Raw genomic sequence first — 25297 nt, 5'->3', positions numbered from 1 at the left:
TTTTTAAAATCAATTAAAGAGGAGGATCTACATGGAAGAACTTAAATATGTAATTGATGATAGTACAATTGTCGAGCTGCTTGGTGTTCAAAACTTTACAAATCAAGAATCTGCTATTCTTGAACTAGTAAAGAATGCTTTTGATGCACATGCTACGAAGTTAGACATCATATTTAATAATAACAAGCTTGTCATTAAAGATAATGGGATTGGTATGAATTACAATGATTTTAAACAACAATGGATGCATATTGGAAAAAGTGATAAGGACTATGAGATCATAGATAAAAATAACAAAAAAAGAGTTCTCGCTGGTTCAAAAGGAATTGGAAGGTTTGCTTTATCACGTCTAGGATTAGATGTACGACTATACTCTCAAAAAAGTATTGAGCATAAATCTGTGTTATGGACTACCAATTGGAATCGAAGCACATTGGAAGAAATGGACGCTTTAGATTCTTCTGGAACAACGATAGTTATTAATGGACTAAGAGATAGATGGAACAAATCCAACGTGGTAAAATTGTCAAATTATTTATCCAGAACTTATAATGATAATCTGATGAAGATCAGTATCACTTTTGATGATGACACTACATTGGTTCAAAAATATTTTGTTGAACCTAAATTAGCTTATAACTGCACAAGCAAAATAAATATACAATTTTTGTCCGAAAAATGCCATTTAGTTTGCAATGTTTATTCGGATGAATTCAAAAGTGAGGCAAAGAAATATTGCGACGATATTGATTTATACAGTAATGAAAGTACAATAAATTGTTTAAGTGTATTAGAAAATGATAAAGATATATCCTTATCAAAAGATGAATTAAAACAGGCGTTGAAAACACTTGGGGACTTTTCGGCTGAATTTTATTTTAGCCTTAAAGAACCTAACCGAAAAGATGTGGAAAAATTTCTGTATAAATACAGTATCCTTCCTGAAAGGTATGAAAGTGGAATAATTCTTTATAGAAATTCATTTAGTATTTCTTCATATGATGGCACTAAGGATTGGCTCGGTTTAGGAAAAAGATCTAGATTATCACCTGCTGCAGCTACTCACCCAACTGGATCATGGAGAGTTAGAGAAAATCAGTTGGCTGGAAAAGTGCAAATTGATAAAAAAGCTAACAATATGTTAAAGGATTTATCAAATAGACAAGGGCTGGATGAAAATACATATTATCAAATATTTGTTAAAATTTTAGATGAAGGTATTGCTGAATTTGAGCGATATCGTCAATCAATTATACGCAGAGTAAATAAAAAAAATAATATTGTTAAAGACGATAAAATGGTAGTGGATAAGGTAATCAAAAATCCAGCTACAATAAAAAGTCTGTCAAAAGAGGAAGTTAACAAATTTATTGTAGAAATAAAAGATTATAAGAAAGAAAATTCAGATTACAAAAAAGAAATTCATAATACTGAAGAACGGTATAAATATGATATTAGAATTTTGAATGTGTTGGCAACTTCTGGCTTGAAAGCTACTGCAATTGCTCATGAAATGCATAATGATAGGAACAGTGTTGCTCAAAATTGTGATAGTATTATTGAAGCTATGGAGGAATATGGAATATGGGGGTTTGTTAATGAGAGTGAGCGAACTAAATATGCTTATTCCAATATTCCAGAATTACTTGATAAAAATAAAAGAGTAAATTCTAAGATAGTGTCATTTATGGACACTATGTTAGCAGAAGTGGAAAAAAGCAATTTTTTTGCAGAAGAACATATTATCCTGGAATTGCTAGAGGATGTTAAGAGAGTGTGGGAGAGGGACTACGCATGGGTTAAAATAGAATTAGATTTATCGTCCACAATTCATTATGTTTTAGCGGAAGATGTTTTGAAAGTTATATTTGATAATTTAATATTAAATAGTATACAGCATAATGAGGATAGAAATCATTTATCGATTTATATTCAAGCTGTTCCTAACAATGGTGGGTTAGAATTCTTATATACGGATGATGGAAAAGGATTGAATCATAAATATATCGATAATCCTATGAAAATACTTGAAGTTCATGAAACTTCTAGAAAACAAGGTCATGGTTTAGGAATGTGGATTGTTAATAATACAGTTGTAATGTCTGGTGGTAAAATAACCAAAATAGAAGGTATTAGTGGATTTAGTATGCAATTTACACTAGGAGGTAATTTAAATGGATAAAATAAAAATAGTTTATGTAGATGATGAGCCAGATTTAAACATTTCAAAATATCTGGACAAAGAATACGAACATGAGGATTTTCTAAAAGAATATGGAGAAGTTTGTTTTAGAAGTAAAGAAGGATATGATAGTCTAGTAAATAACTCATTGATCAAAGAGGCAAATATTATTTTGATTGACTCAAAACTCTTCGAAAACGATAGCGCTGTTACTGGAAAATTTTCGGGTGAAGAGTTTAAAATGATATTAAAAAAAATGTTCCCATTTATTGAAGTTTTAGTTATAACACAGAATGATCTCGGAGAAGATTACGGAACTATTCAAAAATATAGAAGAGATTTGCAAGAGACTCCCCAACAATATTATGCGATGAAATTGAAAGATGTATTGGATGCTGCCATTCAAAATATCAACATTTATCGAAATATAGCCAATAAGCTTAAAGAAAATGAGGGTATTGATAAGGTTTTGATTGAAAAAATTATGAATTCATTAGATGGAACTTCTCAATATGATGAGTTAACTACTAAGGATATTGATGATCTTATATCAGCATTTCGGGAATTGCAGAGGGATATAGATGGGGAATGATTATAGAAACACCACATACTGTTCTATATTGCAAGAATTGAATTTAAAAAAGAAAACATTGAATGATGAAATATGTAAAAATCATACACGTTTGAAAATTGTTTATAATAAAGTCAAAGATACTGATAATAGCTACAAAGGAAAGTTTATGGCGATATATAATTATAAGTGCAGCTATTGTGGAAACTCTATAGACAATCTAAGCTCAACTCTTTTTGAAGTGGATCATTACATATGTGAGTCATCATTCGAGTCAAATGAAAAAGCAGGCAGAATGGAGAATTTAGTATTAGCTTGTTATGACTGTAATCGAGCAAAAAGTAGTTTTTTGATTAAAGAGGAGTATAATAATCTTTTAAATCCGGATTTAGAGTATATCAAAAATGTTCTTTGTAGAGATGACTTGTACTATATTCAAATTTCTGAAGATTATAAAGACGATGAATTCATAAAACAATTTTATGATAAGATGAAATTAGAATATCAATCTAGAAGACTGGACTTTCTACTTATGAATATAAACGGTTTATGCAAAAAAAATGATGGAAAGCCTCAAGTTGAAAAATTGAATATTGTATTAAGAAAATTGCAACACAAAAGAAACCTGACAAGTTGTAAAGAATTGAGCAAGGAATCCGTATTGGCTTAAGTATGAATTAATAGACGAATAGTGAATGATACATAGAAAAATGGCTAAGAAATGAGAATCTAATGAAAGTAAATAGTATGCTAATTATAGACGTGAGAGTATCGAACTTTCATGTCTTTTACCGTTGTTCGGAAATACATGAGATAGTACAATTTAAATAATGCTAATGTTAAAGCAAAGTGTTGTGTGGGTCTGTCAATAACTCTTTTATAAGAATCTCCCCCTAGGGGGAGATCAGCCCATTAAGGTAAATGCTGGCCAATTCGTTCCGGGTAGAAGACGGGTAACTGGAGGAGGATTTGCCCCCGTTCAGCACACTTTACAGGTCCATTTCATAAGCACATCCATTGTGGCCAGGAACAGTTTTTTGAGAAGCGCCTTGTCTGTCGTGAAGATGCGTTTGCCCTTGGTGACTTTGCGCAGCTGACGGTGGTAGTTCTCAATTATGTTCGTGGTGTAGATTAGCTCGCCGATCTGAGGCGGATATTTGTAGAACGTGGCCTCATCCCAGTTATTCCGCTAGGAGTGTTCAAAGAATAGGTTTTTTTAGTCAGAAGAAGTCAAATATCGTCGTTCAAAAATTACTTTCGAGTCATCTAGAAATAGGGGACTTTAACCAAATTGGAAAACTATTTGTCTCTGATTCATCATTACAAGAAAGAGGATATATTTGCATGTCCTTAAAAAGTATTGAAGCATTCATTGAGAACCATCTAAGGAAATATGCTAGAGACAAATTTGGAGCCCGTCACTTGTTTCCTTCAGAGCTTATTCAATATTTGGCATGGAAAAATAGGGAACTATAAAAAATAGAGAGATACTCGCAGATAGAATTTGTACAATCTTGAAGCCAATAGAGCAGTTCGAAGAATTCTGAACTGGCTCTATTTTAGTTTATATTTCATGTCTAATTTCTTTTGTTCCTATAACTGTTAAAACTTTAAAAAAGCAGGGGTTTATTGCCTTTTTGTCGAATGGATAAGACATACGTTGACTTTTTATGATAAATTTTTTCAAAACTCGATTCACGAAATAGGTGAAAAATTTGGCTGTCCCTACAGAACTCTCAAATATATTTTCTAATAAACAAAAGTCCTACAAAATGGTGCTAATTTTAGCACTCTTAACTGAGATGCAAGCAACCGGACTGAACGTGGTCACACTAAAGAATTTAAAACAACGCTTCCTCTCGCTACTTCAAGAAAGAGAATCAAACGGACTAACTGTCGATCACCCACCTGAGAAGGCAGGAACCAGTTGGAATAGTATGTCTGTGAATAACGTGCAATCTGTCATTGCTACTCCAATTTCAGCACTCTCCTCCATATTGGATCAAAATAATGAAACCATTGGCTTTAAGAAAGATCAATACGAGTCATGGTCCGATGATGTACTAAGAGAACTTTATAACTACGCTCAAACTGAGCTAGAGAACTATTATAATCAGCAAATCATGGAGGGCTTCTCCTTGAAAGAAGCACTGTCAGATATTCTATCCACGTACTTGCAAGCCAAAAGGGAAACCTTTGCTGGACATAGGCTAGGCAATCTTGTCCGTCAAGCAATCCCCACTGAACTTAAGAAACTCCCATTCATTCACTCAGAATTAAAGATAACTGGGTCTATTGGACAAGGCAACTGGGCAACAATTCCGTGGATCGCCATTATGGATAAACGAATCACCGAGACAACACGCCAAGGCGAGTATTTAGTTTACCTTTTCTCAGAAGATATGAAGTCGGTTTATCTTACATTTAATCAAGGGGTAACAATCCCTAATGAAACAAAAGGTAGAGCAGCAGCCTACCAATATTTTAAACAAAAAGTTCAGGAGATACGTGACCTGCTCCCACTTGAGGGGATGGTCAAAGATGACGCCATCTACTTAACATCTGGGGGTCTAGGCCAGGATTATCAAGTATCTACGGTCGCTTATTACCATTACGAGCTGGAACATCTTCCAGATGACGAACTGCTAATAGCAGACTTAAACAACGCTGTTACTAACTATAACGAATATGTAACTAAGGTACTTAAACCAAATGATGAACGCGAGCAATTGATCAGCTTCAACTATACGATCAGCCATCTATACGCTGGGCAAGGCATTTTAAAGTACTTACATGATCAAGGATCTTTTGCTGCTGCCTCTTTAGATGAATTGATCACAAACCAAGGCACAGTTCTTCTATCTGGAGATGATGTGAAGCATCCAAAGGAGAGAGTCAGACATCTGGGACGAGCCTTGCAAGATATGGGCTTAATATCTATAAATGAGAATCAATTCTCATTAACTGATCTAGGTCAGGAGTACGTAAACCATTTTAATGAGAGTAAATGGGTTTTAAGTGATACGCAAGTTAGGCTAATTCGCGACCAGTTAAATAACGAAGGGCAAACCCCTCTTATTAGAAGCATTAATAAAGCAATCGAACTTTGTATTGAACTCAACACGTTCACATTAGATGAATTCGCACCTCTCTTCATCGAAGCTCTAGGTATGCTCCAGACTTGGGGAGAAGTTACCCAAAAACAACGGGCTATTTTTATGCTCAACTGGCTAGAGATACTGAAGTTTATTACGAAATCCGGCCAGCAGTACACGTATATACAATGGGAGGAGACACCTCTTGTGGATTCACTAACAGTAAGTGTACGAATAGCCACGATCAAGAACTTCATCGCCAACAAAGGATTCATGTATCCCGACCATTGGATCGAGAACTTCTTCCTATCCCTAAAAGCAAAACCATTCGTCATTCTGGCAGGGGTTTCGGGCACGGGGAAAACGAAGCTCGTCAAACTATTTGCAGAGGCAGTAGGAGCAACGACTAGTAATGGTCAGTTCACTTTGATCCCAGTTCGACCTGATTGGAGTGATCCGTCGGATCTATTGGGCTACAAGGATTTGTCGGGTGCTTTTCGACCAGGGAAGTTAACGGAGGTTTTGGTTGAAGCTTCTAAGGTGGGTAACCAACATAAGCCCTATTTTATTTGCCTGGATGAGATGAATTTGGCTAGGGTTGAGCATTATTTTAGTGATTTACTGAGCGTGCTGGAGACGCAAGAGTGGGATAATCATCGGATCGTAACAACGTCGCTCATTCATAGAGACTCCCTGCAAAATGAGTCAGATAAGCAAGTGTACGGCAACCTACATTTGCCAGACAATGTTTACATGATTGGAACAGTGAACATGGACGAGACGACGCATCCTTTTAGCAAAAAGGTATTAGACCGCGCAAACACGATCGAGTTTAATTACATTGACCTTGGTCAATATCCAACTGGTGATGGCTTAACTGTTAATGAAGGCGCTGCTGTTCCTCCTAATTCCTTGTTGCGAAGTGAATATTTGCAATTGGTGGATGTTTATCGTGACTATAAGAAGTTAACGGAAGAGACGACTGAGTTATTGGTGAAAATCAATGGGATCTTGGAGCAAATTCATTCGCACGTAGGGTTTAGAATACGGGATGCGGTATGTTTCTATATGATTTATAATGAACGGTTTGATTTGCTCAGTAAGGAAGCGGCATTCGATATGCAATTGCTGCAGAAGATTTTGCCTCGTATTCAGGGAAGTCATTTGTCTGTGAAGAAAGCATTGCTTCAACTGATGCAGGTGGCTCAGGATCGAAGCTTGCCGATTTCGGAATATATGGAAGATGCCTCTAAGGTTTATCTCTCTATGGAGACGTTGGCAGCGTCCAAATATCCACAAAGCGCAAGGAAAATCGCCTTCATGCTGCGGAGGTTAGAAGAAGATGGATTTACCTCATACTGGATCTCTTAGTCAAAGCATGGAATTGCTGCGGATCGAGACAAATTTGTTCAATCTCTATATTCAGGGCAAGCCGTTCCATCCGACGGTTGAAACTTTGAATCTTCATCGTAATGGGGATGAGAGGTGGGTAGATGCGCATTTTCACGCTGCACCGCTCGTTAACTCGTTGGTTATTGAGTCTATTTCGATTTTCTCTCATAAGCACAGGGAGATGGCGAGTTGGAGTCCGGGTGATGCATGTACGCCGAGTTTTTATGAAACGCAGGCCTACGAACTGGTCATCGAAAAAAAGGCGGATATCGCCTTATCCTTTCACCACGACAATATCCATGTGCGACAGGCAATTAAACCAAAGGGGAAGATAATTTTATCAGGTATTCTTAATTTTCAAAATGAAGTCGGACTCTCTGAGCTTGAGCTTCGGTTGAATGGTGAGGCTATTTTTCGTCTCCAGTTGGAGATCTTCCCATCGAAAATAGATTATAAAAATGACTACCAAATGATTCTTAATGATGTTAACGAACAGATTTATAATCTATCCTTTGATTTTCTGCGTAAAACGTACAATCTGACAGGGCTGAAAGAAACGAATCATCAGAGTTTGACGGAGTATTTTACGATTTTGCAACATGTATTTACGCAGCTTGTGCAGGCTGTTGAGAGGATTAAGCTGTCACCTCATTCGAAACTTCAAAGTGAGAATCGCATGGTAGACGCCGCACGTGTGAAAAGAGCTGGAAAAGAGAACATTGCCTATTTAACTAAGCGTCCTCATTTGCTAGTTTCTGATCCTGTGAATGGTGTTATAGAGGTGGGAAGTCAGAGATTTACTCCAACACAAGTAATAGAAACTAAACGCCATGTCAATTATGATACGGCTGAGAATCGCTTCGTGAAATGGGTGCTTGTACGGGTTGGTCAAAAGCTTAAGGACATAAAAACACGTTTAGCTCAAAAAAGTCGTACGGAAGATCCCGTGCTTACGAAGAAGCTTAATCTCATGCAAAGTCAGCTACAGCGGCTTTTACAGCATGATTTTTTGAATGTTGGAGAGATGAAGCAACTGTCTATATCTCTGGTTTTGCAAATGGCGTCGGGTTACCGAGAGGTGTATCGATATTACTTAATGCTGTTAAAAGGTTTGTCGATCCAGAATGATCTGTTCCGTTTATCGATGAAAGATTTGGCGCAGCTCTATGAATACTGGTGTTTTTTGAAGATTCATCATCTTTTAAGCAAGAAGTATGAACTGCTCAAACAAGACATTATTAAAATCAATCGCAGTGGACTGTTCGTCACACTGGATAAATCACAGCAGGCGAAGATAGTTTATAAAAACCCGGTGAACGGGGAGATTTTTACGTTATTTTATAATGCGCTGCCAAAGGGTGACCGGAGTCCAACACTGGCTCAGCGGCCAGATAATGTCCTGACTTTGAAGAAGAATGACGCCGCGGCAGAGTACAAGTATATATTCGATGCTAAGTATCGCATTAATCCTGCTTATGAGGGGACGCCTTACTTCGAGCGGTACCGGATGCCTGGGCCGGAAGAAGATGATATTAATACCATGCATCGCTATCGGGATGCGATTGTGTATTCAGAGGGACAGGGCAAAGAGTACGAACGGAGCATGTTTGGGGCTTACGTGTTGTTTCCCTATCATGATGAAGAGCGGTTCCAGCAGCATAAGTTTTATAAGAGCGTGGAGCTGATTAATATTGGGGCATTTCCCTTTCTGCCCAACTCGACGATCTTGATGGAAAAGTTCTTGGACGAGATTATTATGGATAGTCCGGAGAAAGCCTATGAGCGAACGACGAGACCGCGGGGGACGAAGGAGTATTACAGGAACAAGTTGTCTGGGAAGAATGTGTTGGTTGGTGCTTTGAGTAAGAAGTCGCAATTGGAAGCTGCGCTGGAGCATGGCTTTTATCATACACCGTTGCGGAATATTACGGATCATAAGGTATTGACTCGAATAGAGTATATCGGGCTTTATCAGTCGATTCGTTTATTTGGTGCGGAGGAAGCGGGCATTTCCTGGTATGGAAGAGTGAAAGATTGGAAGGTTGTTCCACGCTCTGCGATAACGGCTATCCCCTCCAGTAGAGGTGCTACGGATGAGCTCTATGTGGTATTTGAGGTGGATAAGTGGGTTAAAAGGGAGACAGCGATCGTTCCCGCGGGACATGGGATTTATCGGATTTTGTATACGACAGATTACATGTTTAATAGGGCTAAGGAAGTTTCTGAACTTCGTTTGGAAACAGAAGAGGAACTGCGGGATTGGCGGGAGAAGCGGCGTACGGGCAAGGTGCGCGTGATGCTGGATCGGGAGCATTTGGATTTGGGGAGTAATGTTTTGGGGATTGGGTTGGAGTAGAGAATGATATTATTGTTAAATTGAGTACAAGAGGTAAATATTTTGTTGGAAAATTCAAAAAGTATTAAATGTAATTTTTAATCCGTGGTTAATATTAATAATTGCCTTTTATTTTTTGGCAACAAAATCAGATTTGATTGTGTATATATCTTTAGTTACATATGTTAAATCTACTATTAGTATGGCGTAACGCATCGACCATATTTTTTCAAATTGGAATGAATTCAAAAATTAAGGTTCCTAACTATAATAAAAGTATGAATTATTAATGTTGATTATCAAATAGAGGAGGGAAACATTAAGTGGAGATATTAAGAGAAACTGCTGAAAAAATTTATGAATCAATCGAAAAAGACTTAAAGATTGTTTCAAAAGAGGAGATCATAAACACAGATGGGAAGCTAAGAATAGGGCACGAAACAGCTAAAAAAGGATCCTTCGTATACATGCTATTTAATGAAGTAAACACATTGTTATATGTAGGGGAAACTGGAACTAGCATAAAAAGACGAATGATCTCTGATGGTAGCGGAGCGCATAAGTTTAAAAATCCAAAAATGTTCAACGAAACAGTCTATATTAAATACTTACTATTAGATCATAGTAAACTGTCTGAGAATGAGAGGAGATTTATAGAACAAGCTATATCAATTCATAAACAGCCTAAATATTACAGTAACACAGAATAATATGCAACAGAATTTCGGAATAGGACATTTGAATAAGAGAAATTGCCATTTCGTGTGAAGTTAGGGTGTTAAGTAATACTGGTCTATTACTACTAGAAAGGTTTCGGTGGAATTTTGGTATGGGGACGAAAGCATTATTTCTGGGTGAACGGCAACCAAAAGGAACAATGATCTAATAGAGAAAACCCTTATAAATCAAGTCTTTATTCCGCCGTAGCAGATTCGAACCAAATAACCTATATTCCTGCACACGGTGCACGCTGAATCGGTAGTTTTGTTATTGAAGGATTAAATAATATGAAAATACAATGTTTCAATCATACATGACGACTTTGCAAAGGACCGATTTTTTATCTGTAAATTAGAAAGTTTTCTAACAAATTGGTGAGACGAAATGTTTGAAACTTTAGGTGTCATTTATAGAAATATTAATTCTAAAAAAAATATGAAAATTAGTATTTATTTGTGTTGATAAATTATGATAGATTACTCTTAAAGTAAATATTTGGTATATTGGGGGAAGACTAGATGAGACATATGATTATAATTCCTGGAATTATGGGTAGTGTGCTAAAAAAAGAAAAGACAACAATATGGCCTGTTCTTTCACTGGTACATGAAGTAGAGTATAATTTCTTGTATCAATTAAGATATAGTAAATTTAATAATGAACTTAAACCGGATGCTACATTTAAAAGGTATTATAGACGGATTGAGCAAAGCTTAAAATTATCCTTTAAAAATGATTTGGTGACTACTTTTCCCTATGATTGGCGAAAAGACAATTTTGATCAAATAGAAGATTTAAAAGCAGAAATCAGTACTAATGCTGATGAGGTTATCATAATTGCTCATAGTATGGGTGGTTTAATCGCAAAAATGCTTGTTAACGAACATAAAGAATCTGAAGAAGTGAAAAAAATTGTTAAAATTATTACATTAGGTACACCTTGGAATGGATCACCTTATGCCTATAGGGCCCTAAAATATGGAGTTGGTGTTCCAGAGAAGCCTTTCCCTTTACTGATATCTCAAAAAACATCCAGAATGCTGGCACCTACATTTGACAGCATTTATCAATTATTGCCATCTGAAGAGTATCATTTAAGATGTATAACTGAAAATAAGTCGCCATTTCTTGAGTTTGACGGAGAAATAATAAAAAATTGGAGCGATATATTAGGAAGATACTATTTGCCATTATTTATTGATAAAAATAAAGATTTTGATGAGATTTATTTAAGACTTAGAAAATCATTGGATAAAGAAATGGACTTAGAGCATCATGAAGTTATTGGTTATGGTGTGGAGACAATGTCGGTTATAAGAGAAAATTCAATAAATGAACCAGAGGGAACGTTTGATAATGGCGATGGAACCGTGCCGATAATAAGCGCAATCTCTCCTCAATCTATTAAATATTATATTAATGAAGGTCATCAGGATCTTCCACGAAATAAAGAGGTTATATCTTTAGTGAAAAATATAATTAATGGAACTGAAAAAGTCTTTGTCTCCCAGAGTAATTTTAAAATTAACTATGATGAAGTAAAAGATATTTCATTTAATGGTAAAGTACTCAGGATTGCATGCCCAGTAATCGTTTCTTTGGTTGATGAGAATGGTGATGTTATTTACGGTAATATTGAAATATTGGACGAGTCAGACCTTCTACATATATTAAAGAGTCAAAAGTATAATGTGAGTAGTTTGGGTTCTACAACATATATTATTTTAAAAGAAAACGAAGAAATTCCAGAAAAGGTTATAATAGAAGCATATGGTGCAGGATCAACATCTATTTCGGTTGAGGAATACCATAATGGTACAATAACTAATCTTGGGTCATTTGATACTTTTAATATTAGTCCTGATACAAGTGTTGAATTAATTCTTAGCAAAAATATTAAAGAAACGAAACTAATTAAGTATGTAAAAGATAAGGTAATAAATGAAGATATAGTAACTAGTAGTAAAAAATCAAATCAAATTGTTATTTTAAGGCCAGATATTCAAATCAATATTCAATCTGATGATCAATTTAAGGAAATAGAAAATGATGTTTTCGTCACTTTAGGTAAAGCTACATTAGAGCTAACAGAACTTATTGAAGGCACTTATCCAGTGTCTGGAACATATTATTCAGTTAATTCTACTCTTGATTATAGATTGATAACTAGTAATGAACCTCAACTTCTTGATTTGAACGCGGGAGTAAATACAATACGCATTTATTCGAGGGATGTATTTGGTAATACTAGTGATATGAAAAGCATTGAAATATATTATCTGAATGACCTGCTACCTCATATTAGTTTCGAATTTTATGAAGACACATATAAAGTAAATGTGCAAAATGTAAATGAAGAGTTTTATAAACAATATCCTGCCTTTGAAGAGAAAAAAACAAAAGTTGACTTTAAGGATAAAACCGAAGTGTATGATAAAGAAGTTTTTTATAAAGATTTGGTTAGAGATTTAACAATTATAAGTGAAAATGTTTTAGGAGAAGAATTAAAAATAGATTTAAAAATTGATGAAAAACTTGTCCGTAGAATATTTAATGGAACAATTTCTGAAGAAGAATTTTATAGTTTTTTACTTGGCATTGGAATTTCTCGCCCAATACCCAAAGTAATAATGACAAAGTATGATGGGAAAGGAGCATATAGCAAAGTAACTAAAGAGCATATTCTTAAATCAAAAAGAATACATATCGAAAAGAATAACATTATGCTTGATATTTATAAAGATACAGATCTTATAATTTCTTTCCAAAATTTAACCCAGGATATATTGATAACTGAGGCAAATGAATATTTGTTTGCCTTTAAGGCAATAAATGTAAAAAATAAAAATGAAATTAGGTCAATGGAATTTTCAGCGTTGTTTACAACAAAAATTAATGATGAAAGTTTTGTATCAGATGACATCAATGTTTTATTTAATGAGGAAAAAAAATATTATGAGGGTAGATTCCAAGTACAAGAATTGCGAGATTTTATAGCAAATTTTTGGAATCCAAAAGGTCTGCAAACTGTGCAATTAGTGGTTAAAGAAAAAGGAAGAAACAAAGCCATAGAAACCGAAAGTATTACAATTAGATAAACAGGAGGGACGAGAAGATGGATGGAATATTAATTCTTATCAATGTTTTCTTAATACTTTTTTTGTTATTATTTTACTTGATACTAAAGTATCTAAACAAAAAAAAATACATAAGATTTAGTATTTTATTTTTTGATTTTTATTTAAAACTTCTCGTCCCTTTTCTATTAATTTCGTTTAATTTGATCTTTCAATGGCGCAACAAATCGAATTATTTAAGTTTGATATTAATCACTATTTGTATACTTTCAATAAAACTAATAAGAGATAAAATAATTGAAACTAAGACCATGAAACATCAAAATAATATACTAAATACTGTAACAACAATAATTGATGAAGGTGAAAGTAAAGAGTTTAAGGAAGTTAAAAAAGGACTAGCAAATATTGATGTCATAGTTAGTATAGATAAAAAGGAAATAACAGGGAGAATTACACTTACCATTAATGAAAAAATAGACATGAATTATAAAAATATATCAAATACCATTGTGTCGAAAACTGAAAAGCAATATCCTAACCTTAGAGCCGTTATCTATTTCCGGTACCTAAATGTAGATGATCTAAAAAAAAGGAAAAAAATAAAATAGGTATACCTTTGCGTTTGTTGTAATCTTAGTATTGCTGTTGATTCTATTATTGAGAAACAAACACAACATATCAATGCAGTAGTTGAAGAAAAAGTGGAATCGGTTTTTTGTGCAGAATGCGGCAAGAGGGTCAATAAATAGGTAAGGGAATACTGATTGGAAAGTGTGTATAAATTTGCGGGACAGATATACTGCTACGGCCATCACAGAAAACAATTAACCTATAAAACAAAAAGAGCGACCTCGAAAACCAATTCGACGTCGCTCTTTTGATTTCATTTTTTTGTAAGAAGAATATCTCTAGATATTTTATGTATCAATTTAATTTCATCAACGCTTCTATCTTCAAGAAATTGTTTATGAACCTCTAACACTGCTGTTTTATCAAAATCATTGGATGTAACATCAATTTCATTAAAATTAAAGAAAGCTCCAAGATCCGTATCAAGAGCAGCAATAATTTTATCCAGTGAGTCGAGAGAGATGTTCCGAGCGCCTCTTTCGACATCCCCAATATATGAATTCTTCAATTGAGCCAGTTCTCCGAGTTTTTCTTGTGAAAATCCTCTTTGTTTTCGTATCATTCGGATCCGTTCGCCAACTAATTTACGTAAGTTACCCAAAATAACCACCTCAGTAATAGAGTAGGTTTTAAATAATGTAGCAAACAGACCCTTTATAGTGTATATTATTAATAATTACACTTATAAGTTATAATATTATGCAAAGAACACCGATTTATTAGATTTACAAAGGATGATATAGAAAGGAGATCATTTACTCATTTTCTTAGGAGCCTGCGTGATACTATTTTGTGCTACTATACTTAGCATTAACAGAAAAGAAGTTGGATAAACATTGCCTATCATCGGAGGTGAGCCACATGAACGATATCCTTGCCAAATACAATGAAGCCATTAAAGAAGAACAAATACTCATTCAAAGAATCAACGTGTGCAAAGAATTCATAGACGTTATCCTAACGTACATCTCCGAGAAGGCAGATTCTATTCACTTGCTTACAGCAGAGGACATTGTTACTTCAGTTCATACCATAGGTCAGGATCTGGATACGGAATTGCTCCATTTGAGGCTGGAGAAGGGGATTTTGGATAATAAGCTCAAAGGATTAATGGAGTAACAGGATCTACACAACCTCTCAAGATGGGAGGTTTCTTTGGTTTTTACCGATTTCGTCAAGTTTAGTTAGTAGAACCGATATTTTGCGTTAGCTCATAAAGAAGGGTTTTTAATAGTGTTAAAAGAAGGATTATGTTAAGGTATCTGTGACCTGTTAAATTTTTTGTAGGAGGGCTGGAATTGTTATTTAATCGAGGTTTCATTTTCAAAATAATCTTAATATCAGCTATATCTGTATCAGTAATGACACCATTTACAACCATCAAAACCACGTATGCTGAATCTGCTAGCGTTACTTTCGATGACCCGGCATTTGAAGCTTACATACGCAAGCAATTGCATAAACCGGAAGGAAACCATAAAGGGTCAGGATATGCAATCCCTTACTGAACTAGCCTCGGCAAGCTGGTTGGGAATCCGAAGCCTCAAAGGGATTGAATTTGCAACGAATTTAACACGATTAAGTATTGAACAGAACAAGATTGCTGATCTTTCTCCACTTGCAGGTTTGGTTAAACTGAAAAGAATTACTTTGGATTACAATGAAATAACTGATTTAAATCCACTTAGCAACTTAACAGAAATAACTGATTTGAATCTTTATCAAAATAAAATTAAAAGTCTAGAGCCGTTAAAAAACTTGAAAAAGCTAACCAATCTACAAGTTTATTGTAATGAGATCGAAGACCTCTCGCCATTAAGTGGACTTACTCAATTAGAGGCGCTTGGTGCCTATATCAATCATATTCGGGAAGTCACTCCTCTCGCCAATCTGGTAAATCTGCGCTCTATTTTTATAGATAATAATAGGATTAAAGATATTTCCTCTCTAAACAAACTTGAGAATCTTGAAGTACTTTCGATTGGTCGGAATCAAGTAACTAACATCCATGTTATTAGTAACATGCCGAAACTAAATATGGTAAATCTCGATAATAATCCGATCCAGGATCTTTCCCTTCTCAAGTCGCTTAAAGAGATACGTTCACTGGATTTGGGTGGATTGAAGCTCGAGGACATTTCCTTTTTGAGTAAGATGAGTAAGTTAGCTAGGCTAAGGTTGGATCATAATCAAATTGTTGATATTACGCCTCTAGCTGAATTAACTTCCCTTACAGGCCTTGAGATTGGAAATAATAAGGTTGTAGATATTACCCCAATCGCTAGGCTTGCCAATCTTGAAAACATTCACTTAGAGAACAATAAAGTTGCTGATATTTCATCACTATCCTCTTTAAATAAACTTTGGATGTTAAGTCTAGATGGCAACCCTGTCTCTAATCTAAAACAGTTAGTATCCCTAAAAATGCTGCGATTTCTGACATTAAACAATATGCATCTTTCAGATATAGGATTCTTGAGCGATTTAAAGAATTTAACCTACTTAGGATTGGACAACAATCAAATTACTGATTTAAGTCCATTAGCTAGGCTGCAACGATTAGATGGATTAAACATATCAGGGAATGAAGTAAATGATCTCAAACCTCTGCAAAGATTAACCTCATTAACAAGTCTTACTTTAAGCAGAAATAAAGTTGAAGATATCTCTCCCCTTTACACAATGTCTAAATTAAAAAGTTTAAATCTCGAACATAATCGTGTTTCGGATATTAGTGCCCTTCGGGATCATACGAATCTCTGGGAGATTAACCTGATTAATAATCCTTTGACTGAGCAAGCTATTGAAGCTGTTAAGGAAAAGCAAAAATTAGGTGTTGTTGTTAAGTATGGGGATCAGATAGCTTTAATGTTAAATGATAACTTATTGGACTTTTCAGCGGATGAGGAGCCTTTGTTGAAGGACGGAACTGTTCTTGTACCTATGCGCCGAATTTTCAGCGTTTTGGGAGCTCAGGTGTTTTGGGATGGGGAAATGCAAAGCATTACAGCTGAAAAAGGAGATATAAGCGTTAAGTTAGTAATTGATTCAGATAAAGCTTTTATTAACAATAAAGAGGTAAGTCTAGATGTGGCACCGCGGTTATTAAATGGTACGACATTAGTTCCGGTGCGCTTTGTCAGTGAAGCTCTTGGCGCAGAGGTAAGCTGGGATGCAGGAGAACGTGTGGTTGTTATTAAAAGGGACTGAATTTAGAATGGAGGAATAACTTTGAACAACATTGAGCGGTACAAGCAATATAGACAAACACAAGTAGAACTGCATACAAAAATTTTGAATGAGTACGTTCATGAAGTTGATTTCAAACAAGCAGCTTATACTCTGGGTATCCTTAACAACCAGAATAAGGTGGTTATTGAAAATGAGGCTGATTATGAGGCTCTATGTGACTTTAATATTTATGAGAAAATCCGTGCTGGAAAGAATACATTATCGCTGTTCGCAGAGAACTATCCCTCAGAGAATCAGGTCGAGAACGAATTGATAGCAGCAATGCTGCAATCAAAGGCCTCCTTATACGAGGTCATACACGTCGATAAGATAGAAGGGGTGCTTATGCTAAATGACATTTTGGGTGACTTAAACAAGTCTGTTAAAATCATCGATATTGGTTTAAGCAATAGCATAATAAGCAGTGCCCTGATCTACACACGAGTGCTCGATCTTGAGGGATTTAGCATGACATCTGGCTTAGGATTTGTTTTTTTCGTTAATCATAAAGATTATATTTTGAATCGAAGCCGGAAAATGATTAAGAAACTGAAAAGCGGCGATACCTCGGTAGACAACTTTATCACATATTTTCATTTGAATCGCTCGGACGGGCTTTCAACGAGGTTTGAGAATATAAAGTGAATTGAAGGAAATCGCTTTGAATAGCATGTAGGAGATTAACAGGGTTTTCACAACCTCTCAAGATGAGAGTTTTTTGCTGAACAGAAAACGTCCCAATGATACTTTCAAAATCACCTCTAGTATGCTAACGTAGAAAAGAGGTCATTGTCTATATAGGAAATATATGTATTTGCGTTATGTAGATGATATCCAAAATTAAATAATCTTTGAGGTGACTTCATGAAGAATGTGCTTGCTATTTTGTTGTTAGGTTCTCTTCTTGCTATTAGTGGAACATTGGGCTACAAACTGTATGAGAAAATCACGGACCAGCCTGTCTACGTAAAGTCTGAACCATCTTCCTCCATACCTCCTGTTCAGAACGCTTCACCTGTCCTTGCCAATGAACCCGTGCCGGGTAGCACCTCCAAGGCTGGAGAGAATGGAGCGGCAACTGCCGGCATGCCAGCGACTGCATCGTCAGTGCCTGCTAAAGTGGATAAGCCTAGTGCGGTTGTGAAAGAAACGACGGTCAAAATGTCTGATATAACATACAAATACATAGGTGAGGTAGTAAATGGTGTGGCGCATGGACAAGGGGTAGCGTACTACCCGAACGGACAAAAGCGTTATGAAGGCGAATTCGTGAACGGAAAAGTAATTTTGGTCGGCAAAACGTTTTTCGAAGACGGGAAACTGCGCTCAGAAGGAAAAAGAGTTAATGGAGTCATTCAGGACATAGGCTACAACGAGGATGGCAGCTTGTATTCGGAAATGACACGTCCGGAGAATAATAAATTGGGGGATGCCAAAATTTACGCTCCCGAAGGCTATCTGCAATACGCTGGGCAGGTCGCCCCAGATTCGGTCATTCCTGAGGGAACGGGAGTTGAATACCATTTGAATGGAAAAACAAGGTACACGGGAACGTTCAAGAACGGTAAATACAACGGTACGGGCACATTTATTACCGACGATGAGCGGGATAAGTATGTAGGCCAATTCACATCTGGAGTCATGTCAGGGAAAGGCAAGTTCTACGAATACGGAACGCTTTATTATGAAGGAGAACATCAGGATGGTATTTACCAGGGTAAAGGCAAGTTTTATATGAATGGCGCGATTGCATACGACGGAGATTTCGTGAATGGAAATGCCAACGGAACCGGCAAGATGTACGATAATGGCAAGCTTGCGTATGAAGGAGAAGTTGTAGAAAATATGCCAACGGGTAACGGAACAAGCTACTTGGGAAGTACCAATCTGAAGATCAGCATCACGATACGGAATCCTGGCGTACAGCAGTCCTCCGGCGTATCTTCCTTTAATATGCCCCAGGGAGTCCGTATTCCGACAAAAGGCGATATACTGAAGTAACTCTTCTTAGGCGGATTGACAGGAACGACGTATGCTAATCTATATATGTACCTATCACCAAGACCAAATGGAAATTATTAAAAACAAAAAGGAGATTTGCATGTATTGATGCAGTCTCCTTTTTACTACTTATCAAATTTTCTCACTAAAGAATCTAAATTTGGTTCCAAGTAAATAAAGAATTGGTGTTAATAAGAAAAGGTTGAATACACTTGGAATCTTAGCAAATCCAAAATATAAGCACAATGGCAATGTAATAATTGCAGCAATAATGGCTACCAGTTTCTTATTCATAAGAGAGAACAAAAGACTCACAATCGAAGGCAAAATGACCAAGCAAGTAAGTAAAATAACAAGTTCTAAATTTATCTCTTCTTGTTTGTAGGGATTGAAAAACAAAAAAATAATAGTCAGTATGATTGCATTTATTGTAGCAACGAGATTTAAATAACCGCTAATTTTTTTCTTCATTGTGTTTTCTCCTTTAGACAAAGGTGAGAATAAATCAACAACTAAATAATAACATTTATACAATTATATATAAAATTATCGGGAAAATAACGGATTCAAATTAATTTTCGCAAGGTGAAGGTTGGATATCAAGAGATTGTTGCTAGCTTAAAACCCTGAACGTGAATTTTATGTCTTTCACACAAGTAAACAAGAAATTGAAGTTATTGAGGATTACTTTACAGGAATTCGAAAATCATGATGGAGCTTAGAATTGATGACGGTCTTCCATTAGTTTCATTGTCATTAACAGAACTGCCAAAAGAATGTATATGGTGTTGGTGGAGCAAGTGAGTTGTGTTATGAGCAAGTGGTAGAAGGCTTACAAATTGGAAGTATAAATTTACCGTTTTTTAAACTTCAATTAGGTATGACAAGAGAGCCTTATGGTTTTGATGGAATATTAGGTATAGATTTTATGACTGCAGTTGGTTTAAAGGTGGACTTCAAAGAATTGAATATTAAACATGATTAGAATCAATCATTGGAATCAAGCATGATTTAGTACGAAATCCTCTTAACTATTAGTTAAGGGGGTTTTGTTTTTAACTGTTTTTCAACTAAATTTAGGAAAGACATTTTCAACCTAAAAATGGCTGTTTTACCACCGTCGCCATACTTCCACCATGTTCACGCCCTCCAAATTATGGGATGATAACGTTACTTCAGGCCATTGCCATCCTTCCTTCTACAACTACCCTGATCCTAGGGCAGCAGCTTTCCTTGAAGTGACAACGAATCAGGCTATTGCCTCTCTTCCTTCTAAATCAATGGTCGATATAGAGAGGCAAGTTTCCTGAGTGTATCCAGAACCTATGAGGAGGCGTTATGCCGTAATGAGAAATACCATTTATCTAAAAAGAAATAGGAAGATCATGGTACATCCTGGTCATAACCGTCTTCCTCTCACATACATCGCAACAGCAATGAAAAATGTAGAGTACTTAGGATTTACCTTTTCGAAAGCTGATAGACGTTCTTCAAACGTTGTCGGTTCTAGGCATGTATCATCCGTTGGTGGAGGATTTGAAGTCGCTGGTAGGGGCGAATGTCGTGTTCAGACCTATGTATCCGAATTTTCCGCAACAAGTGATGATGGTAAGTGAAGCGGAGCTTTATTTGCAAGCGATCCATCACTATTTAACGTTGGGATTGCCCGAATACGTTGCGCTGGAGAGACTTCCCTTGTTGGATCAGGTTGATTTGGAGATGATTGATCTAGGTAGTTTGGAAGATTTTGATCAAGTCATTCGGAATCTGATTGGAGCGAAGAGTTCGATATCCGAGGCGGACAAGGAAGATATTCATTCGGTTATTGCTTCTTATGAGGATCTTAGTTCCGTGCTGCCGGACGAGATTCCTTTAAAAGAAAATGTGGGATTCGTAGTGGCTGCGCTACTTAAGTATGATAAGGCCAACATCAAGCTCATCGGAAAACACCTGAAAACCGCAACGGATATCCTGCGATTAGCTGCTGCGCTGTCGGATGGGGATGTAAGCCTAGCAACGAATACGAAGTTCCGCAAGTTCAGGCGCCCAGAGAGGCGATTGCTGTTGGAGTTGCTAGAACAATGCGGAAACAAGGTTGAGGATATGCTGCGCTATAAAAATCGCTGGATCCGTCTCGGAGAAATCCTGCATCCGGCTGAATATAAGCATAAGTTTGAGGGCTGCAAGGAGGCTTTTGACATCCTGCGAAATAATAAACCCTATGCAACCTTCGGTGGCAAAGTGGAGAATGCGCTCCGCCAGATGGATGCAGGATTAGCTGCGGATCTATTAAAGAATCGCGCTGGGGAGTTCGCTAGACGACTAGATCATTTGCTCAGGATCAGCGAGAATGCCCTCTCAATGGTTGAGAAGTTCACAGAAATTGCTGCGGAAGTGTCAACGCCCGTGCTGCTGCAAGTTATGGCTCATTTTCAGTATCGGAATGAAAGGCAGGAACTGCGGACATTTTTCCCAAAAGGAAATGTAGGCAAAGCCGTAGCGATCAAGAACACGCTGCCAGATATTGAAGCCGGGACTTGTGAAACGATTGTACAGATATGCCAAAGTACATTAATAAAGCGGTTCTCCGAACTACCTTCACTGGGAGACGTTTATGTCGATGAGAGTTTGAGGCGGTATGTCATGCCTTTTGCTCAAAGGTCGGCGAGTAAGGCACTGCGTACCATCGTTCGCGGCAGTCGGCTGGAGATGCCGGAAGGGGACACGATCCGCTTTTTCTTATGGTGGAAGGAAGGGACTGTTAACGGAAAGCATACAGGAAGAGTGGATATTGACCTCTCGGCTGTGATGTATGATGAGAAGTGGCAGTATGTCGAGCATATCTCCTACACGAATCTGCGCTCCGATCGATATAAAGCTGCTCACAGCGGGGATATTACCTCAGCTCCTCACGGCGCTTGTGAATTCATCGATATGGATATTCCTTCTATTGTGAAATATGGTGGACGCTACATTGTCGCTTCGCTGAATTCGTTCACGGAGCAGCCTTACTGTGAGCTTCCGGAATGTTTTGCGGGTTGGATGATGAGGAAGTATCCGAGTTCGGGGGAGATTTTTGAACCTTCGTCTGTGGTGGATCGCATTGATCTTGCGGCGGATACGAGAATTGCGATTCCCGTTATTATGGATTTGGTGGAGCGGGAGATCATCTGGTGCGACTTGGCCCTGCAAAAGCATCCTCACTACTACAACAATGTAGAGGGCAATCATAATGGGATGGTATTAATGGGAAAAGCCATGACCTCCTTAAAGAAACCTAACCTGTATGATTTGTTCATGCTGCATGCTGTGGCTAGGGGGCGAGTCGTGGAGCGGGCAGAGAGCGCACAGACGGTGTTTTCGGTGAGTGAGGGAATTACTCCTTTTGATATAAGTAGGATTATGGCTGAGTTTATTGCTTGATCACTAAAAGAAGTATTAACTTATCTTGGAATAGGTTTGCATGATTGTCATAAAGAAACAAAGGGAAAACCTTCAAGTCTGCTGAAGGTTTTTTCCTTTTTCGAGTCTACCTCCTGCATTGCCTAAATCTCCCCAGGGTGTCGTCCCATAATCAATCCAAGTAGTCCAATTTGCATAAACCTCATCAACCTAACCTCCTAGTTTTATATTTACTTGTGTATGTTACAAAGTTGGAAGGCGTATGTAATTCTATGTCGAATTTATCTAAGCAGATCCACTGACATCGTACCTCAAGACTCAGAATGGAATCTATATATAATGAATTAATGAACTAATTCAATTGGTGATTCAAAATCTGTTTACTCCATTAATCTTTATTGTAGGTTGTATGGCTCTATTTTCGATAGCAGGGGGTATTCTTTTTACCGTTTTCTAAGTAAGTGGGTTCCGGAGAAGCTTGCAACTGTTATTTGGTTTTTAGGAGCTGCTGTTTACATTTTATTTACTTGTGTACATCATTTTGATGATATAAAAAATGTGGTTCAATCTGAAATTCAAAAATCTCAAACATAAACAGCTATAACTGAAAAAGTGATTTGCAAATGCGGAGCTCCGATGTTTCGAGAAAAGGTAAAGAGGGAAAGGCATTCTTGGGTTGTTCCACATTTCCTAAGTGCAGGCATACGAAGTCAGTTTAGGATAGATCACTTTTATGAGAAAATGGCTTTTGAAAAGAGGAGATCTTCTTGCCTAGAAAACCGATATATGTGGAAATTATGATTCAAACGGATATAGAGTCGTTGTGGAAATATTCACAGGACCCGGTGCTGCACGAGAGTTGGGACTTGCGATTTTCTGAGATTCAATACTTGCCAAAGAGTAAGGAGTCCGATCTCCAACAGTTTAAATATGCGACTAAGATCGGATTCGGGATGCGCATAGAGGGCTTAGGGGAAACGTATAGCACATATGAAAAAGATGATGTGAGAACTTCGGTTTTAAAATTTAGTTCAGATCAATCACTATCTCTGATTCGTGAGGGGGCCGGTTTTTGGAAGTACATCCCTACGGATGGAGGGGTTCGGTTCATTACCCGATATGATTATCAAACGCGATTCGGCAAGGTGGGGGAATGGTTTGATCAATTGATATTTAGGCCTATGATGGGATGGGCAACAGCTTGGAGTTTTGATCGCTTAAGGCTGTCGCTCGAAAAGGAGATCTCACCTCGAGTTTCCTTCAGCCGTTCTCTGACAGACTTATTGTGCATAAGTATTCTTTCAGTTGACTGGATATATCAAGGTCTCGTTCCGAAACTTCTCGTTCAGAATTCTGGTGAAATGGATATTTTGCAGAGCACGGGGCTCTTTCACGGGTATGAGTCGATTGTTCTGGCTGTAATGGGGATTTGTGAAATCAGCTTTGGTCTTTTTCTTTTATTACTTGGTCGAAAATGGAGAAAGATCATGTACCTGTTAAACCTGATTCTCATGGTTTTGCTTGGTATTAGTGCAATTGGGCAGCCTCATGTCTATGTCGAGCCTTTCAATCCAATTTCACTCAATGTCAGCATGATTGCTTTATCCCTTGTAGGGCTATTGCAACTGCATGATTTGCCTGATGCCAGTCGATGTAAGCGCACAGTACATGGGAAGGATGAATAGTGATGGGGTCAATTTATCAAAAAGTGCTTGGAGCGGAGTTCTCAAAGCTGCATCCTGAAATTCAGAAACGGTTTGGTTTCAGTAGCAGCGATGGCATAGCGGCTATTGGCCGTGGAACAATGGACAAAGTTTGGTATGGCAAGTGGTTTACGCTGCCATTTTTATACATTGGGACGTGGCGTAACATTATGTTTCCGCAAAAAGGTGAGAACATTCCATTCACCATACATAACTATGCCTATATGGATAGTTTTGGACGAGAGACTGTTACTTGGGTGCGGAGCTTTGATTTTCAAAATCGGATACGTAAATTTGATGCTACGATGATTTACAGCGAGCAGCGTCAAAAAATCATTGATTACTTGGGCACACACCAGCATCTTGTCGTAGAGATCGACATGTCCGTTGCGGACAATGGCGGCATCAAGCTGCGCTCAGGCAATCAATATTTTTATGAGGGGCTGCTGAGATTCCGATTTCCAATGATAGTTTCGGGCTATGCAGATGTCTGCGAATGGTATGACGATGTAGAAGGGAAGTTCCGGATTGATGTTCAGGTTCATAACAAAGCGTTTGGGCCTCTGTTCGGTTACAACGGCCGGTTTGATGTAGAGTATGTGAAGGGTGAACCCATACCTGCTGAAGTGAAGCCTGTCAGAGAAGAGAAGCGGGAGTAGGGTTAGAAAACCACGATGGAGATTAGAATTGAGAATGGTCTTCCGAATCAAAAGAGCGACCCCGAAAACCAATTCGATGTCGCTCTTTTAAATTGACGGTCAATTTCAAGCACAGACTGTTTATCGAAATCACTGGATGTAACTTCAATGTCATTAAATTTAAAGAAAGTTCCAAGATCCGTGTCAAGAGCTGCGATTCCCATCACCCGCTTAACATAATAGAGATAGTGAAATAAGCACATTCGGGCAATACCATCAGTGAGACCCTTAAACGATCCGTTCAAGGGTCTCCTCTG

19 protein-coding genes and 2 pseudogenes are annotated in these 25297 nt (G+C 37.3%); 17 read left to right on the top strand and 4 right to left on the bottom strand.

Annotated elements, in window-relative coordinates; all coding sequences use genetic code 11:
- Window positions 1-31 precede the first annotated feature (31 nt).
- From FU659_RS13355 to FU659_RS13345, 3 genes are read left to right on the top strand one after another with little or no spacing between them, the layout of a single operon-like run.
- Entirely contained in the window at window positions 32-2182 is a 2151-nt protein-coding gene (locus tag FU659_RS13355; RefSeq protein ID WP_147948029.1) for a sensor histidine kinase, read from the top strand.
- Window positions 2175-2774 (top strand): hypothetical protein, encoded by a 600-nt coding sequence (locus FU659_RS13350; RefSeq protein WP_147948028.1) that lies wholly within the window; start codon window positions 2175-2177, stop codon window positions 2772-2774. Before FU659_RS13355 ends, FU659_RS13350 begins: the two co-directional genes overlap by 8 nt.
- A complete protein-coding gene (locus FU659_RS13345) occupies window positions 2764-3423 on the top strand; it encodes an HNH endonuclease (RefSeq protein ID WP_147948027.1) in 660 nt (219 codons plus the stop codon). The genes FU659_RS13350 and FU659_RS13345 overlap by 11 nt, the downstream gene beginning before the upstream one ends.
- Window positions 3424-3665: 242 nt before the next feature.
- Here the strand turns inward: FU659_RS13345 and FU659_RS13340 are convergent.
- Window positions 3666-3942, bottom strand: a pseudogene (locus tag FU659_RS13340) (transposase); the annotation flags it as partial.
- A 613-nt stretch (window positions 3943-4555) separates the two neighbouring features.
- Here FU659_RS13340 and FU659_RS13335 point away from each other — a divergent pair.
- From FU659_RS13335 to FU659_RS35450, 5 genes are all read left to right on the top strand, one after another.
- Complete coding sequence (locus tag FU659_RS13335; RefSeq protein ID WP_187274131.1) at window positions 4556-7219, top strand: MrcB family domain-containing protein; 2664 nt, start codon at window positions 4556-4558, stop codon at window positions 7217-7219.
- On the top strand, window positions 7191-9596 hold the full coding sequence (locus FU659_RS13330) for a restriction endonuclease-like protein (protein WP_147948025.1): 2406 nt from the start codon (window positions 7191-7193) through the stop codon (window positions 9594-9596). Before FU659_RS13335 ends, FU659_RS13330 begins: the two co-directional genes overlap by 29 nt.
- Before the next feature lie 302 nt (window positions 9597-9898).
- A complete protein-coding gene (locus FU659_RS13325; protein WP_147948024.1) occupies window positions 9899-10285 on the top strand; it encodes a GIY-YIG nuclease family protein in 387 nt (128 codons plus the stop codon).
- 528 nt (window positions 10286-10813) lie between these two features.
- A complete protein-coding gene (locus FU659_RS13320; protein WP_147948023.1) occupies window positions 10814-13393 on the top strand; it encodes a lipase/acyltransferase domain-containing protein in 2580 nt (859 codons plus the stop codon).
- A gap of 290 nt (window positions 13394-13683) precedes the next feature.
- Window positions 13684-13983, top strand: a complete 300-nt coding sequence (locus FU659_RS35450) for a hypothetical protein (protein WP_187274130.1) — start codon at window positions 13684-13686, stop codon at window positions 13981-13983.
- 275 nt (window positions 13984-14258) lie between these two features.
- On the opposite strand, the gene FU659_RS13310 is transcribed toward FU659_RS35450, so the two are convergent.
- Window positions 14259-14606, bottom strand: coding sequence for a helix-turn-helix domain-containing protein (locus FU659_RS13310; protein WP_261807811.1), 348 nt, complete (start codon window positions 14604-14606; stop codon window positions 14259-14261).
- Window positions 14607-14866: 260 nt separating this feature from the next.
- On the opposite strand from FU659_RS13310, the gene FU659_RS13305 reads away from it, so the two are divergent.
- The 4 genes from FU659_RS13305 (at window position 14867) to FU659_RS13290 (ending at window position 19237) form a co-directional block, all read left to right on the top strand.
- Window positions 14867-15124: a hypothetical protein gene (locus FU659_RS13305; RefSeq protein WP_147948021.1), complete on the top strand. Its 258-nt coding sequence runs from the start codon at window positions 14867-14869 to the stop codon at window positions 15122-15124.
- Between the two features lie 408 nt (window positions 15125-15532).
- Window positions 15533-17215 carry a leucine-rich repeat domain-containing protein gene (locus FU659_RS13300; RefSeq protein ID WP_222708541.1) on the top strand — a complete coding sequence of 561 codons (1683 nt, stop codon included), beginning with the start codon at window positions 15533-15535 and terminating at the stop codon, window positions 17213-17215.
- Window positions 17216-17236: 21 nt separating this feature from the next.
- Window positions 17237-17881 (top strand): DUF7986 domain-containing protein, encoded by a 645-nt coding sequence (locus FU659_RS13295; protein ID WP_147948019.1) that lies wholly within the window; start codon window positions 17237-17239, stop codon window positions 17879-17881.
- A gap of 219 nt (window positions 17882-18100) precedes the next feature.
- A complete protein-coding gene (locus FU659_RS13290) occupies window positions 18101-19237 on the top strand; it encodes an MORN repeat-containing protein (protein WP_147948018.1) in 1137 nt (378 codons plus the stop codon).
- Between the two features lie 132 nt (window positions 19238-19369).
- Here the strand turns inward: FU659_RS13290 and FU659_RS13285 are convergent, their stop codons facing one another.
- Window positions 19370-19708 (bottom strand): hypothetical protein, encoded by a 339-nt coding sequence (locus FU659_RS13285; protein WP_147948017.1) that lies wholly within the window; start codon window positions 19706-19708, stop codon window positions 19370-19372.
- A gap of 334 nt (window positions 19709-20042) precedes the next feature.
- Between FU659_RS13285 and FU659_RS13280 the strand changes: the two genes are divergently transcribed.
- From FU659_RS13280 to FU659_RS13260, 5 genes and pseudogenes are all read left to right on the top strand, one after another.
- A complete protein-coding gene (locus FU659_RS13280; protein ID WP_147948016.1) occupies window positions 20043-20222 on the top strand; it encodes a hypothetical protein in 180 nt (59 codons plus the stop codon).
- Window positions 20223-20583: 361 nt separating this feature from the next.
- Window positions 20584-22660 (top strand): annotated as a pseudogene (locus FU659_RS13275) (TerD family protein).
- Between the two features lie 602 nt (window positions 22661-23262).
- The gene (locus FU659_RS13270; RefSeq protein ID WP_261807810.1) at window positions 23263-23358 is read left to right on the top strand and encodes a topoisomerase DNA-binding C4 zinc finger domain-containing protein; all 96 of its coding nucleotides are present in this window, start codon (window positions 23263-23265) and stop codon (window positions 23356-23358) included.
- Window positions 23359-23406: 48 nt separating this feature from the next.
- Window positions 23407-24324, top strand: coding sequence for a DoxX-like family protein (locus FU659_RS13265; protein WP_147948015.1), 918 nt, complete (start codon window positions 23407-23409; stop codon window positions 24322-24324).
- A 2-nt stretch (window positions 24325-24326) separates the two neighbouring features.
- Window positions 24327-25001 carry a DUF4166 domain-containing protein gene (locus FU659_RS13260; protein ID WP_147948014.1) on the top strand — a complete coding sequence of 225 codons (675 nt, stop codon included), beginning with the start codon at window positions 24327-24329 and terminating at the stop codon, window positions 24999-25001.
- Between the two features lie 47 nt (window positions 25002-25048).
- On the opposite strand, the gene FU659_RS13255 is transcribed toward FU659_RS13260, so the two are convergent.
- Window positions 25049-25285 carry a hypothetical protein gene (locus FU659_RS13255; protein WP_147948013.1) on the bottom strand — a complete coding sequence of 79 codons (237 nt, stop codon included), beginning with the start codon at window positions 25283-25285 and terminating at the stop codon, window positions 25049-25051.
- Window positions 25286-25297: the final 12 nt, after the last annotated feature.

This window comes from Paenibacillus sp. N3.4 (genome assembly GCF_008017805.1).
Taxonomy (GTDB): domain Bacteria; phylum Bacillota; class Bacilli; order Paenibacillales; family NBRC-103111; genus Paenibacillus_E.
Note: the sequence above shows the minus strand (reverse complement) of the source record. Positions and strands in the feature narration are given on the sequence as shown.